The organism is Terribacillus saccharophilus, assembly GCF_046592895.1.
In the GTDB taxonomy this organism is placed as follows: domain Bacteria; phylum Bacillota; class Bacilli; order Bacillales; family Amphibacillaceae; genus Terribacillus; species Terribacillus saccharophilus_D.
In genome coordinates this window covers 103,427-118,124 of the sequence record NZ_JAWVPU010000002.1, presented here as the reverse complement: position 1 = coordinate 118,124, position 14,698 = coordinate 103,427, and the positions used below count along the sequence as shown (strand labels likewise).

Sequence of the window (14,698 nt, the reverse complement as noted above, 5' to 3'; positions counted from 1 at the left end):
AAGCGGCTGTCTTATACACCCATGCTGAATGCCAGCAATGAGCGTACCCCCAAATACGTTACGCCAAGGAATACAAGCAGCGTCGCATATGTCGCGATTCGCTGGGAACGAGGAGTGACCGTGATGCCCCAAGTGACCAGGAAGCTCCATAAGCCGTTCGCGAAGTGGAACGTGGTGGAAATGACGCCGACCAAGTAAAACCAGAAGAAAAATGGCTGAGTCAGTATCGCTTCCATGAAATTGAAATCAATTGTTTCCTGTGTGAAGATCGTGATGACGCGTGTTTGATAAACATGCCATGCGATGAAAATAAGTGTCACTATACCAGTGATTCGCTGCAGCAGGAACATCAGATTACGGAAGTATCCGTATCTCCTTGTATTGTTCTTGCTTGTCAGCACGATGTACACACCGAGAATGGCATGGTACAGGATCGGTATGTAGATGACTACCCATTCCAGCACAAAGCGGAATGGCAGGTTATGCATGAACCCTGCAGCTGTATTGAAGCTGCCGCTTCCGTATGCAGCAAAGTGGTTGATCACCAAGTGCTGGATAAGGAAGATCCCGATCGGAATGACACCCAACAACGAATGAAGCCTGCGGTAGAAAAATTCTCGATTCTCCTTCATACGTACCCCCTCAGTAGCTCTCTGATTTAACAGAATGATTGCGTTTTCATATTCGATTAAATGATGATCGATAGAAAACTAAAATCCGTTATTAACAATATTATTGTATAACTATCAAAATTAGGCGTCAAGAAAACGCTTTAAAAAATTTACTAATCTCTTTTTTTATTTTATTTAAATACAGGGATGAAAAACAAGAATCAGCATGTAGATAAACATTGGTATTTCAGCCAAAAGACATTGGCGATTTAACTGCTTTTCGTGTTAAAGTGAATAAAGATACTTTGTAATTGCAACAAGGCGGGAAAGGAAGACATGCATGCAAAAGAAAATGCAACAATTCGGCAAGGATTATATGGAACAGCTCATCACCCACGGAGCCGGCCACGACATATTGCGTTTCGTCAGTATACCAGAGTTATTAGGTGAGGATTCCTCCTCCATTCTCTATGTATTGGGCAAGAAGCTGGCCCGGCAAGTAAAACCGGCGTCCATGGAAGAAATCGAGGACTTTTTCATTCAGATGGGCTGGGGAAACCTTAACCTTGTCAAACAAAAACGTCACGAGATCACATTCGAACTGTCCGGAGCACCAATTGTACATAGATGGAAAGTCGGCCTCGGTCAGGAATACCGGCTGGAAGCAGGCTTCCTCGCTGCAAGCATCGAGCAGATCAAGGAGCTTGTTTGTGAATGCGTGGATGAAAACGTGCCGAAGAAGGAATATGTGCAGTTCAATGTGTATTTTGCCAAGGAAGACTAAAGTTGATCAACTGTTTTTAAAGAGTCAACTGAATTAATAAATCATGGTCTGTTTTTTCGATATTACAAAAAAAGGGAGATTGCCCGGTTCCATTGTGAACGGACAATCTCCCTTTTTCGTTACTTTTATTTTACGAATTATCAGATGCTGCTTTTTTGCTGCTGATACACAAAAAACAATATATAAAAGCGTAATTTCTCATGTTCTTTATAATAAAAATCGAACTCTTTATAATGATGGAATTTGTCTTGATAAGAGTGCCAAATAGGATGTCTATCAAAAAAACTTTCTCCTAAATAGCTTCTATGCCTGGAAGTCAATCGCCCTTTAGAACTTATGATGGATACAAACCCGCAGATGTCAGACCAATACGAAAGCCAGTCCAGATGATCGGCTTCTTCTGGCAGTTTCTCACTTCCCATCATACGAATAAAGTCTCTGCGAGGGTAAGCTGTTCTTAGCTCATGCTGTGCCAGTATTTCTCCCATTATGGCCGGCCATCTTTCGGTTTGAACGATATATAAGAGCTGTTGAAAATATGTATCAAGCATAGGCTTTTTTAGATACTTATAATCTTCCATTAAAACCTCCCAGTTAAAAAGAAACTAGACCTCTTTACCGAGGCCTAGTTCTGTTCTTTCTATTCTTCCTGTTCGTCTTCTGCTGTTTCAGCAGGTGTATTCAAATGGTTCAAAATAACTTGTGCAGTCGGTGCCGGTATGCCCAGTTTTGCAATCTCTTCGATAGTCGCTGCCTGGATTGCCGGTACGGACTTGAAGTGACGCATCAGCAGTCTTCTGCGTTTCTCCCCTACACCTGGTATATCATCGAGCTTCGATTTGATGGCACTCTTGCCGCGCAGCTGGCGGTGGAAGCTGATGGCAAAGCGGTGGACTTCATCCTGGATACGCTGCACCAAGTAAAAGTCCTGGGCGTTCCGATCAAAGTCGACGATTTGCGGCGGCGTGCCGTATAATAATTCACTTGTCCGGTGCTTATCATCTTTGGCAAGACCACAGACGGGAATGTCCAGTCCCAATTCATCTTCCAATACCTCAATAGCCGCACTCATCTGCCCCTTTGCACCATCGATGACAATCAGGTCGGGCAATGGCAGATTATCCTGCAGCACCCGTTTATAACGTCTGCGGATGACTTCCCGCATCGTATCATAGTCATCGGGTCCTTTTACATCACGTATCTTGTACTTGCGGTATTCTTTCTTGTCAGGACGTCCGTCGGTGAAGACGATCATCGCCGACACCGGGTCGGAACCTTGGATATTGGAGTTATCAAAAGCTTCGATGCGATGCGGTGTCGCAATATTGAGCTTTTCTCCAAGCGATTCGACCGCTTTGATGGTGCGGTCCTCGTCCCGCTCGATCAGCGAGAATTTTTCTTTGATAGCGATTTTTGCATTCTTATGCGCAAGCTCCACAAGTTCTTTTTTCCGGCCGCGATACGGAATGGCGACATCCGTTTCCAGGAGCTGCTGCAATCCCTCTACATTCGTGCCGATCGGTACAAGCACTTGTTTCGGCAGCAAATGATTCTGGTGCAGATAGAAACGTCCGACAAAGGTAAGGAAAGTTTCTTCCGGTTCATCGAAGAATGGGAACATGCTCACATCACGTTCGATCAGCTTGCCTTGACGGATGAAGAATACTTGGACACACATCCATCCTTTATCGTAAGCAAAACCGAATACATCGCGGTCTGTCTGATCTGTCAATGTCATCTTCTGCTGCTCCATGACAGACTCGATATGCTGGATTTGATCCCTGAGTTCCTTTGCTCGTTCGAAATCGAGCTCTTCAGAAGCTTCTTGCATCTTTTGCTGCAAGTCTTTCTTGATTTGATGATGCCCGCCGTTCAGGAATGTCGTGATGTTTTGTACGATATTCCGATTGGTCTCCTGTGAGACAGGATAGACACAAGGTCCAAGGCATTGATGCATGTGGTAATACAAGCAAACGCGGTCCGGCATCGTGTTGCATTTGCGCAGCGGATACAGTCTGTCCAGCAGCTTCTTCGTCTCACGTGCTGCGATGACGTTCGGATACGGACCGAAGTATTTGCCTTTATCTTTTTTCACTTTTCGTGTCACCAACAATCGTGGCTGTTCTTCTGCTGTGATTTTCAAATAAGGATATGTTTTATCATCCTTCAAGAGGATGTTATATTTCGGATCATATTTTTTGATCAAATTCATTTCAAGGATGAGTGCTTCGATTTCGGAGGAGGTGACAATATATTCGAAATCCACGATCTCCGCGACAAGACGCTGTGTCTTACGGTCGTGTGCACCGGTGAAATAAGAGCGCACGCGGTTGCGGAGGAGCTTGGACTTTCCGACATAAATGACCGTCCCATTTTTATCCTTCATCAGATAACAGCCAGGCTGCGGCGGCAGAACAGCGAGTTTATCAGTAATCGTCTTGTTCATTCGCTTTCCCCTTTTTCCAGTGCTTTACATAAAGGAACCCTTGCTGCAGGATTGCAGCAAGGGATCTGGAGTCTATGCTTACGCGTGTTTGTTAACTAGTTCTACAAGTGCTTCTTTTGGCTGGTAGCCGATCACTTGGTCCACAACTTCGCCATCTTTGAATAGAAGCAATGTCGGGATGCTCATAACGCCGAATTTACCGGCAGTTGCTTGGTTTTCATCAACGTCCAATTTAACGATTTTAACTTTATCGCTCATTTCGCCGTCGATTTCTTCCAATACAGGTGCGATCATTTTACAAGGGCCGCACCAAGTTGCCCAAAAGTCAGCAAGGACAAGTCCTTGACCAGTTTCTGTGTTAAAGTTTGCATCCGTAGCATTTACAATTGCCATATTACATTCCTCCTAAATAAAAGCTTTCATCGAGTATAGCACTGCTGCAGTCTGGAACGCTACTAGTTTGCTTAGAAGCACCCAATCCTAAACATTTTGCTAAATACTTGCTCCTATAACATAAGATAATCCTACCGAAATAACAAGCGATATAAATCCGACAGCGCGATTATCATTGGCTATCTCTGTATCGATTTTGTATGTTGGTGTCAGGAATTCAAAAATGAAATACCCGATCAGCAGCATGACAAAACCGATGGAGCTCCACATGATGCTTTGCAATATGCCGTCATTATGCTCATAGGAAAAGCGCAGTACATTTGCAATACCAAACATCTTACCGCCTGTTGCCATCGCAACAGACAAATTCCCGCGGCGAATTTCTTCCCAGTTCTTGTAGGAAGTCACCAGCTCGAAAATAGCCATGAACACGATGATGCTCAGTACAGCCACACTATAGCGTGCAGCTGTCAGCACGATCGTATTTTCCCAAAATGACTCCATCACCCGAATTCCCCCGCTCATCACTGAAATTCAAGCACAGTCACACCGGTTCCGCCTTCACTCATGCCGCCGGAACGATAATTTTTCACTGCACGATGACGTTTGGCGAATTCCTGCACGCCTGTCCGCAGTGCACCCGTTCCCTTGCCATGGATGATCGATACATGCGGGTACCCTGCCAAAAGCGCATCATCCACATATTTTTCGACGCGGCGCAATGCATCTTCGTATCGCTCCCCGCGTAAATCCAGTTCCGTGCTCACATGATAGGCGGAGCCTTTTACGGTTGCAACTGGCTTTTCTTTTAATACGTCCTGTCTCTTTACGAATTCGATGTCTTTTCGTTTCGCTTTTATTTTCATAATTCCAATTTGGAGCAAATATTCTTTGTCGCTGACTTTCTCGACGACGGTTCCTTTTTGTCCAAGTGTGAGCAGTAGTACTTCGTCACCAGGTAATAGCTGTTTGGATTCCTTCGTTTGCGGAGCTGCTTTTGTGCCTTTTTTGGCAAGCTCAGGAGAAGCATCTTCGAGCCGTTTGCGGGCTTCGATGATTTCGTGTTCTTTGACGCTTGCTTGGTTTTTCATCGTCCGCAGGGAAGCAACGATTTCTTCTGCTTCCTCCCTGGCTTGTTCGACAGCTTTGGCTGCTTTTTCTTCGGCTTTCTGGTACAAGCGTTCACGCTTGGCATCGAATTCCTGCCACTGCTGCTCCAAGTCGCGTTTCAATTTCTCTGCTTCTTCAAGCTGTGCTCTTGCAGTTTCATAATCGTGCTCTGCTTCCCGGCGTGATGTTTCCAGAGATGCGATCATGTTTTCCACACTTTTCGAATCGGTGCCGATCAATTCTTTGGCACTATCGATGATCGATTCTTTCAATCCGAGACGTCTGGAGATTTCGAAGGCGTTACTGCGGCCAGGTACACCGATGAGCAAGCGATATGTCGGCCGCAATGTCTCTACGTCAAACTCCACGCTTGCATTAACGACACGGTCGCGATTATAGCCATAAGCCTTCAGTTCGGGATAGTGTGTCGTTGCAACAACAGTCGCACCGCGTGTGATCGTTTCGTCAAGGATGCTCATGGCAAGTGCCGCGCCTTCCTGCGGGTCGGTTCCGGCTCCAAGTTCATCGAATAGCACAAGCGACCTGTGATCGACTTGCTTGAGTATATCAACGATGTTCACCATATGCGAGCTGAACGTACTCAGGCTCTGCTCAATGGATTGTTCATCACCGATGTCGGCAAATACTTCCGTGAAGACGGCCATTTCCCCACCATCCAGCGCTGGTACTTGAAGACCGGATTGTGCCATCAGAGTAAACAAACCGATAGTTTTGATTGTGACCGTCTTACCACCTGTATTCGGACCTGTGATGACGATTGTCGAATAATCCTCGCCAAGGTCGATGTCATTCGCCACAACTTGGTCCTGGTCGATCAGCGGATGTCTTGCCTGTTTTAAATGAATGATGCCTTTGTCGTTCATTTTCGGCATCGAACAGCGCATGACGGAACCAAGTTTTGCACGTGCCGAAATGAAATCGATCTGTCCGAGGATATCGATATTGGTCAAAAGGATTGCTTCATCTTCAGCGACACGCATGCTGATTTCCTTCAAGATACGCTCGATTTCCGCTTTTTCCTGTGACCTTGCTTCCTGCAGCTGGTTATTCAAATCAACTACAGCTTGCGGCTCCATGAAGAGTGTCTGTCCGGAAGAAGACTGATCATGGACGATTCCGCCGATGGCGCCGCGGTATTCCTGTTTAACCGGCAGCACATAACGGTCATTACGTATCGTGATGATCGAGTCCGACAGCATCTTGCTTTTGGATCTTGTATAGGACTCGAGTTTTTCCCTTACCCGGCTTTCGTTCGTACGGATCTTGGAACGAATCCCGCGAAGCCGTTCAGAAGCGCTATCCATCACACGGCCGTGATCATCGATGGCACTTTTGATATGGCGTTCCAAATCACTCAGCGAGACAAGCTGATCGACAAGGCTGCGGATGATCGGCAGCTCAGGCTCTTCCAGTTCCTCGATGAAATGCTTCAAGTTCTTTCCGCCATAAATCGTACTGGCAATATCCAAACACTCGTTGGCGTTCAAAATACCGCCGATGACAGCGCGCTTGACACTTGCATGGATATCATAAATGCCGCCAAGCGGTATACCGCCGTGCAGCCGGACAATCGAAGCTGCTTCATCAGTTTCTGCCTGCAGCTGTTCCACTGTTTCCAAATCCGTTGCCGGAGCTATTTGCAAGACTCTTTTCTTACCCAGAGTGGACGCTGCCTGTTCGCTCAATTTCTGTATGATTCTATCGAATTCCAGTACACGGAATATTCGTTTATTCATGTTTTCCCCCCACTTTTCAAGCTGTTATGTGCGCTGAAAAAGTTTCATCAATTGTTCTTTGGACCATGTATTGATGACAGTCTCCGGTTTCAGCCAGCCTTTACGTGCCATCGCCACCCCGACTTCCATGAAGGAAAGCGTAGCATAGCTGTGTGCATCGGTGTTCACCGCAATCTTCACACCAAGCTCCTGTGCTTTTTTCAAATAAGTCCATGACAAATCCAGACGGTTAGGATTGGCATTCAACTCAATGACTGTACCTGTCTCGGCAGCTTTTTCAATCAGCCATTCCGGATCTGCCGCATATCCTGCTCTTCTGCCAATCAAGCGTCCGGTCGGGTGCGCAATCACATTCACATTCGGATGCTCAAGTGCTGCGGTCAGGCGTTCTTTGATTTGATCTGCTGACTGTGTAAAGCTGGAGTGAATCGCTCCGATGACATAGTCCATCTCTGTCAGGAAGTCATCGTCAAAATCCAAACGGGCATCAGGCAGGATGTCCATTTCGACTCCTGCAAAAATATGAAAATCTGGATATAGAGCATTGATGCGTTCGATTTCTTCCCGCTGTTTGCGCAGCCGCTTCTCATCCAAGCCATTCGCTACTTTGAGATATTTGGAGTGATCGGTGATTGCGATATAAGAATAACCAAGTTCCATCGCCTGCTTTGCCATCTGTTCAATCGACTGGGCGCCATCGCTCCATGTCGAGTGCATATGCAAATCTCCCCTGATATCAGAAAGCTGGATGAGCGGCATTTCTTGTTTAAAGCTTTCCAGTTCACCCTGGGCTTCCCTGACTTCAGGCGGGATGAAGGTTAAACCGAAGTGTTTGAAGAAATCTTGTTCCGATTGGAATGTTGTCAGTTTTCCCGTCTCCACATCCTCTACACCATATTCACTGATGCGCTCGCCACGTTTTTTCGCCAGCTGACGCAAGGCGACATTATGGTCTGCAGATCCTGTAAAGTGATGCAGCGTTGTAGCAAATGCTGCTGGTTCGATCATGCGGAAGTCAACATTTATGTCATAGCCTTCTTCTAAAGTTACCGATACTTTTGTGTCACCTTTGGCTATGACCTCTTTTAAATTATCGATTGTGAGCAGCTGTTCCTGGACGCTGCTTGGATCATTGGTTGCTATGATATAATCCAGATCCTTCACCGTCTCCTGCATGCGGCGCAGGCTGCCAGCGCGGGCGTATTGCTCGATGTTTTCCAATGAATTCAGGAAGGTTTCGATTTTTTCGGCAAGCGGCAGCATGATTGCAACCGGGATACGTTCTGGTCTGGATCCCACATTGGCAAGGCCGTCCAATATCTTTTCAGCTGATTTCTTTCCGAATCCGCTCAACGATGCGACTTTACCTGATTCAACCGCTTCTTTCAAGCTTGCCGCATCAATCACACCTAGCTCTTGATACAACTTGGCTAGCTTCTTCCCGCCAAGACCAGGCAAGTCAAGCAAAGGAACGAGCCCTTCCGGCACTTCTTCCTGCAGCTGACGCAGCGTATCGGATTGTCCGTCTTTGATATATTCTTCAATGACAGCTGCAGTCCCTTTGCCAATGCCATTCAGTGCAGTGAAGTCGCTGATTTCGTCAATGGATTGATCATTTGCTTCCAGCGCTGCCGCTGCTTTTCGGTAAGCGGATACCTTGAATGTATTTTCCCCTTTTAGCTCAAGATAAATTGCGATTGTTTCAAGTAATTTCACAACGTCTTTTTTATTGATAGCCATTTGTCTCATCCCTCCAAAACAAGGTAGAAAACCCTTGCGCAAGATGCCGCAAGGGTTAAGCATTTTAGCCCATCAACTGGATGGGTAATTTATTTGCAACATGGTTCAGCCATAGATCCTTTATTTCGCCTGAAATATATGGTGTATGCTCGACGATCCACGCTGCGAGTATGGACTTGTCCAGTGCTTCCTGCATTGGCGTGATCGGCAGCAATACCGATAAATACAAAATCACAAATACAAGCAGGTAGATTTCAACGAATCCCAGTGCGCCGCCAAGAAGCTTATTGACAGAACGCAATATCGGCAGATCTGCTATGAAATCGAGCATCGATCCGATGATATGCAAAACTATCTTCGTCGCGAAGAAAAGGATTGCGAACGCAATCGCATTGTAGAAAACTTGATCAAGCGGCACAGCTCCGAATATATTGGACCAGACACCATCGGATGATACATCCGGATATGGGATCCATAACTCGAGCTTTGGTGCAAGTTGATCATAATAAACAGCTGCTACAATGAATGATACGATAAAGCTTGCCAAGTGGAACAGCTGCATGATGAAGCCCCGCTTCAAGCCGACAAAAACGCCGAATATGAGCAAGGCGATGATGAGTAAATCAATCATTATCCTTTCTTGCCTCTTTCCTTGTGATAGAGCCTAGCAATTGTGCATAGTCTTCTTTCAGTTTCAAATAATCATTCGTTGTATTGACAGCTGTCAAGACAGCCAGTTTAGCGGTATCAAGATTCGGGTTCGCTGCTGCGATCTCCGACATCTTCTGATCGACAAGGCTCGCCACCATGCGCATGCGATGTGCTGGCTCTTGTCCGACAATTGTATAGGAGCGGTTATGTATCTCCACCGTAACACGTGTTTTATCTGACTGGGACACGTTATCCCCCCTCACTTCTTCTATAATACTAATCTTAATATTAACATGAAGGTGTCGATTTAGGAAACTATTCTGTATACGCGGGCGGCATGCTATACTAATTGTCAGATTGGAGAGATGAACGTGGGACAAATCGTTTTGCAATTAGCGCTTGATACAATCCAGCAAATGAAGGAAACTTACAGATCCGCCGAAAAAGCAGCGCCTCCAGGGGCAGTCTTTTCAGCAAAGACGCCAGGCTGCTCCATTACCGCTTATAAATCAGGAAAAGTCCTTTTCCAGGGTAAAAATCCGGAAAAGGAAGCAGATAAATGGGGAAGTGCCCCAGCAGGTCCGAAACCAGGTGTCAAGGAGCACAAGCATCCTGGGCCTAAGGGACCCGCAGGCCCAAAACCAAGTGTTAATGATCACAGATACGCTCCTGCTCCGGCTTTATTCACTTCTTCTCACATCGGCTCGGATGAAGCCGGTACCGGAGACTTCTTCGGTCCGATCACGGTAGCGAGTGTGTATGTAGATCAAAGCCAGTTCGCTCTTTTGAAAGAGCTCGGCGTCAAAGACTCCAAGCTTTTGAAAGATGATGCGATTCAGCGTATAGCCAAAGATCTGATGCATGTGGAGCTTCCTTACTCCTTGCTTGTGATGCGCAATGAAAAGTACAATCAGCTGCAGCAGCGTGGCTGGTCACAGGGGAAGATGAAGACGATGCTGCACCATCACGCCATCCAGAAGCTGCTTGCCAAATTGGCACCGACAAAGCCGGAAGGAATACTGATTGACCAGTTTCAGCTTCCCGCAACATACATCAAGCATCTTGCAACGGAAGGAGAAAGACTGCAGCAGAATGCCTACTTCATGACAAAGGCAGAAAGCCATTCCCTTGCAGTTGCCGCAGCTTCCATCATTTCGCGTGCCAGCTTCATCAAAGAAATGGATAAACTGTCCAAGCAAGCAGGATTCACCATTCCCAAAGGAGCGAGTGCCGCTGTCGACCAAGCAGCCGGCCGCCTCATCCGGACACACGGGCGCCAAGCCTTGCCAGTATTCACAAAAATGCATTTCGCCAACAGCGTCAAAGCGGAAAAGTACGTTTAACGTCCATATCCGCGGCGACTATTGGATTTCCGGGTCCGCACCAGCCTGCCCGCCGGCTGCTTGCGGATCCATTTAATATATTTGGACAGTTTCTCATCCGTTCTGAGTGCTTCCAGTGAACAAAGCCGGGCCGCAAGCTCTTCATTCGTATACAAAGCATGGATTTGTTTATGACATGGAATACAGATCATAGCCGTATCCAAAAACGTTCCGCCCATTTCTTTCGGAACCAGATGATGCTCTGTCAAGGTGACCTCATCCCGACCGCATAGCTCGCATCTGCCTGTTTGCTGCCTTGCCATCTTCATCCCCTCGCTTGTTAACAGTATGGACAGGAATTCTGTCTTTTAACGTTATACTTCCCGATAATAGCGGAGTATCACATGAGTTTCTCCCGTATCCTTTACACTTTCCCTCTGCTCTTTACACAGGAAGCCCGTTGCTTCATAGAATGGTATGCCATGCTGGTTTCCTTCCTGGACAGATACCCATTGACAAGATGCACCTTGCTGCTTATGATCTTGTGTCAAAGCTTGAAGCAGCATAGTACCAGTACCGAAATAACGGTCTTTCTCATCAACGTAAAGTACAAACACTTCACTTGTATCAGGTGTCGTCACGCTGCCCCCAATGACACCGACGACTTCATCCGCTCTAACAGCAACGTAACCATAGCCGCCGCTGGCAATATCTCGCTTCACTCGAGCAAGGTTATACCATTGATCGATAGTTTGCTGTTGAGTTTCCTCACTTAACTTTTCTTCTACTGTCTGTTTCCAGCCTTCTGCACAGATACGAGCAATTGCTTCTGCATGCAGCAAATCAGCTTTGATAATACGCACGGACTCTCCCCCTTTATGGTTGCCCTCTATTCTAGATTATCTAAGTAAAACAATCATTTTAAGCGAGAAAGGAGATTAGGGAGAAAATACAAGGTCACTCTATATAAATTCTCTGGATACTGATAGCACAATACACCGAAATAGCCTCATACCCCTCTTGATTTTTCTTATTTATGTAATCCGAAAGCTTCAATTGAAACTCGATAGTGAATAGATTATCCATGAGATTCTCTTTATCATAGTCAATTCGTAGTTTTTTCTTCCACACTTTTTCTTTGTTTTATCCTACGAACTAATCCACCTAAGATACTAATGCCCGCTAAAATCATCAACCCCGGCCCAATCCTGCCTCCTTGAATGATACCGTATACACTAATAAGTAAGAATATGACCAACAGTACCAAGTATGTTATGTCTTTTAAAGTAAGACGCATTCCCATCCCTCCCTAGTACACTGCTAATAATACAATACCACACCCTTATGTAAAAAATTACATATAAGGGAATTAGCTAACAAAGATCCTTTAGCCTTCTTCATATAAAAAAGGGTAACAAAGCTTTTCAGCTTCATTACCCTTTTAAACTTAACTTCTTAATTCCGCACCATGCTTCTCTTTCACATTTTCAATGATGCTGTTATAGGATGCTTCCACTTCTTCATCTGTCAGCGTGCGTGTTGGATCTTGGTAAAGCACGGTGTAGGCGATCGATTTCTTGCCTGCTTCCATATGCTCTCCTTGATAGACATCAAAGATCTGTACTTGCTGTACAAGTTCTCCGCCTGCTTCGCGGATGGTGCGCTGGATGTCGCCTGCATGTGCTGATTCATCGACAACCAATGCGATATCCCTCGTAACAGAAGGATGACGCGGGATGGTGCGGAAGCTTGGTTCTTCCTTGTATTGACCCAACAAATACGCGATATCCAAATCGAAGGCATATGTTTCTTTCAGGTCGAACGCTTTTTGAACTGTCGGGTGCAGCTGGCCTACAACTCCGACGGTACGGCCATTATGGCTAACAGTTGCTGTACGGCCTGGATGGTAGCCATCTACTTGCGCTTGCTGGAAGACTGGTTCCAGATCCAGCTGTGCGAAAATGCCTTCTACAATTCCTTTTGCCACATAAAAGTCGACTGCTTTTTTCTCCTGCTGCCAAGGCTGTTCCATCCAAGCACCAGTCAGTGCACCAGCAAGACGCGCTGTTTCGGTCGGCTGCTCGGAAATTTGTTCCTCTTTGGAAAGGAAGACACGACCAAATTCGAAGTAGCCCAAGTTCTCTTGTTTACGAGCGACGTTGTAGGAAAGTGTATCCACAAGTTCTGGAATGATGCTGAGACGCAAATGGCTATGTTCCTCACTCATCGGCATTTTCAGCGCAACCGGATAAACTGTTTCTGCTTTCACATCCGGACTGACGAGCATCTCTGTGCGCGCTTTGCTTGTCAGGGAGTACGTGATCGTTTCCATCAGTCCTGCACCTTGCAAGTATTGCTTCAGCTGACGCTTCAAGTATTGCTTTGTTGTCAGTTTACCAGCGGATGCTTCCCCTTCAGGCAATGTGTACGGGATATTATCATAGCCATAAATACGGGCGATTTCCTCGAGCATATCCTCGAACAAGCTGATGTCACCGCGTCTTGTCGGGATAGAGACAGTGAATTCACTGCCATTCTGTTCGAATCCGAACTGCAGTCTTGTCAGGATGCTCGCGATTTCCTCATCTGAAATTGCTGTACCTAGACGGTTATTGACACTGGCAGTATCGATTTTGACTTGCTTTTCCTGACGATCAAGCTCATCAAACTCGACGACTCCTTGTGCAATCTTACCGCCCGCATATGCAGCAAGTAGACGTGCTGCATATGCACCTGCTCGTTTCACGCGATTCGGATCGATACCTTTTTCATAGCGTGCGCTCGCTTCACTGCGCAAGTTATGATGCTTGCTGGAACGGCGGATGGCACGTGCCTCGAAGTAGGCTGCTTCCAGCAATACTGTTTTCGTATCATCGGAAACCTCAGAATTAGCTCCGCCCATCACACCTGCAAGCGCGATTGGTTCAGAACCATTTGTGATGACAATCTCATCACCTACAAGCGTACGTTCCTGGTCATCCAGCGTCTGGATTGTTTCGCCCGGCTTAGCCGTACGCACAACAACCTCTTTGGTTGCTACTTTGTCGTAATCAAACGCATGCAGCGGCTGTCCGTAAACAAGCAATACATAGTTTGTGATATCGACAACGTTATTGATCGGGCGAATGCCTGCTGCCATCAAGTAATTGCGCATCCAAAGAGGTGATGCGCCAATTTTTACGTCTTCGATGACGAACGCGCCGTAATACGGGTTAAGCTCACCGTCTTCCACTTTCACAGATACAAGATCAGCCGCTTTGCTGTCGCTTGTCTGATATGTTTCTTCCGGCTGCTTGACTTCTTTGCCAAGGATGGCTGCCACTTCATAGGCAACACCAAGCATGCTCATCGCATCGGCTCGGTTTGGTGTCAAACCAAGCTCAAGGATGACATCATCCAGATTAAGCAATTCCGCTACTGGAGCTCCAACTTCCGTATCCTCTGGGAAAACGAAAATACCATCCGCAACATCTTTCGGAACGAATTTCTCATCGATGCCTAGTTCCTGCAGCGAGCAGACCATGCCATGCGATTCCACACCGCGCAGCTTCGCTTTTTTGATCTTCACGCCGCCTGGAAGACGCGCTCCAGGAAGTGCTGCTGCGATTTTCTGCCCTTGGGCGATATTCGGTGCACCGCAGATGATTTGATACGTCTCTGTGCCAACGTTGATTTGGCAAAGATTCAGCTTGTCTGCATTCGGATGCTGCTCACAGCTTTCCACATAGCCGACAAACACGTTCGTGCTTTCCGGTGCCACACGCTCGATACCTTCCACTTCTATACCTGAGCGCGTGATTTTCTCCGCCAGCTCCTCTGGTGAAATATTATCTATGTCTACATATTGTTTTAGCCAATTTAAAGATACATACATATTTTTGCCT

14 protein-coding genes are annotated in these 14,698 nt (G+C 46.4%); 2 read left to right on the top strand and 12 right to left on the bottom strand.

All coding sequences use genetic code 11. The features are described from left to right. Window positions 1-11: 11 nt before the first annotated feature. Window positions 12-632, bottom strand: a complete 621-nt coding sequence (locus tag SFC66_RS06275; RefSeq protein WP_411217865.1) for a succinate dehydrogenase cytochrome b558 subunit — start codon at window positions 630-632, stop codon at window positions 12-14. Window positions 633-951: 319 nt separating this feature from the next. Here SFC66_RS06275 and SFC66_RS06270 point away from each other — a divergent pair, with 319 nt between their 5' ends. Next, the gene (locus SFC66_RS06270) at window positions 952-1,395 is read left to right on the top strand and encodes a YslB family protein (protein WP_411217864.1); all 444 of its coding nucleotides are present in this window, start codon (window positions 952-954) and stop codon (window positions 1,393-1,395) included. Between the two features lie 140 nt (window positions 1,396-1,535). Here SFC66_RS06270 and SFC66_RS06265 read toward each other — a convergent pair whose 3' ends face one another. The 8 genes from SFC66_RS06265 to zapA form a co-directional block, all read right to left on the bottom strand. Then, entirely contained in the window at window positions 1,536-1,976 is a 441-nt protein-coding gene (locus SFC66_RS06265; RefSeq protein ID WP_411217863.1) for a YxiJ family protein, read from the bottom strand. Between the two features lie 59 nt (window positions 1,977-2,035). Beyond that, complete coding sequence (gene uvrC / locus SFC66_RS06260; protein ID WP_411217862.1) at window positions 2,036-3,841, bottom strand: excinuclease ABC subunit UvrC; 1,806 nt, start codon at window positions 3,839-3,841, stop codon at window positions 2,036-2,038. Window positions 3,842-3,919: 78 nt separating this feature from the next. After that, entirely contained in the window at window positions 3,920-4,234 is a 315-nt protein-coding gene (gene trxA, locus SFC66_RS06255; protein WP_411217861.1) for a thioredoxin, read from the bottom strand. Between the two features lie 99 nt (window positions 4,235-4,333). Beyond that, the gene (locus tag SFC66_RS06250) at window positions 4,334-4,738 is read right to left on the bottom strand and encodes a DUF350 domain-containing protein (RefSeq protein ID WP_038562084.1); all 405 of its coding nucleotides are present in this window, start codon (window positions 4,736-4,738) and stop codon (window positions 4,334-4,336) included. Window positions 4,739-4,758: 20 nt separating this feature from the next. After that, complete coding sequence (locus tag SFC66_RS06245) at window positions 4,759-7,101, bottom strand: endonuclease MutS2 (protein WP_411217860.1); 2,343 nt, start codon at window positions 7,099-7,101, stop codon at window positions 4,759-4,761. A 24-nt stretch (window positions 7,102-7,125) separates the two neighbouring features. Continuing rightward, entirely contained in the window at window positions 7,126-8,841 is a 1,716-nt protein-coding gene (polX, locus tag SFC66_RS06240) for a DNA polymerase/3'-5' exonuclease PolX (protein ID WP_411217859.1), read from the bottom strand. 64 nt (window positions 8,842-8,905) lie between these two features. Further along, entirely contained in the window at window positions 8,906-9,472 is a 567-nt protein-coding gene (locus SFC66_RS06235; protein ID WP_411217858.1) for a CvpA family protein, read from the bottom strand. After that, window positions 9,465-9,740, bottom strand: coding sequence for a cell division protein ZapA (gene zapA / locus SFC66_RS06230; RefSeq protein ID WP_411217857.1), 276 nt, complete (start codon window positions 9,738-9,740; stop codon window positions 9,465-9,467). The genes SFC66_RS06235 and zapA overlap by 8 nt, the downstream gene beginning before the upstream one ends. Before the next feature lie 123 nt (window positions 9,741-9,863). On the opposite strand from zapA, the gene rnhC reads away from it, so the two are divergent. Continuing rightward, window positions 9,864-10,835: a ribonuclease HIII gene (gene rnhC / locus SFC66_RS06225; RefSeq protein WP_411217856.1), complete on the top strand. Its 972-nt coding sequence runs from the start codon at window positions 9,864-9,866 to the stop codon at window positions 10,833-10,835. Here rnhC and SFC66_RS06220 read toward each other — a convergent pair. The 3 genes from SFC66_RS06220 to pheT form a co-directional block, all read right to left on the bottom strand. After that, on the bottom strand, window positions 10,832-11,137 hold the full coding sequence (locus tag SFC66_RS06220; RefSeq protein ID WP_411217855.1) for an HNH endonuclease: 306 nt from the start codon (window positions 11,135-11,137) through the stop codon (window positions 10,832-10,834). The genes rnhC and SFC66_RS06220 overlap by 4 nt on opposite strands. A 51-nt stretch (window positions 11,138-11,188) precedes the next feature. Beyond that, entirely contained in the window at window positions 11,189-11,677 is a 489-nt protein-coding gene (locus tag SFC66_RS06215) for a GNAT family N-acetyltransferase (RefSeq protein WP_411217854.1), read from the bottom strand. Between the two features lie 584 nt (window positions 11,678-12,261). Then, the gene (gene pheT, locus SFC66_RS06210; protein ID WP_411217853.1) at window positions 12,262-14,688 is read right to left on the bottom strand and encodes a phenylalanine--tRNA ligase subunit beta; all 2,427 of its coding nucleotides are present in this window, start codon (window positions 14,686-14,688) and stop codon (window positions 12,262-12,264) included. Between the last annotated feature and the right edge of the window lie 10 nt (window positions 14,689-14,698).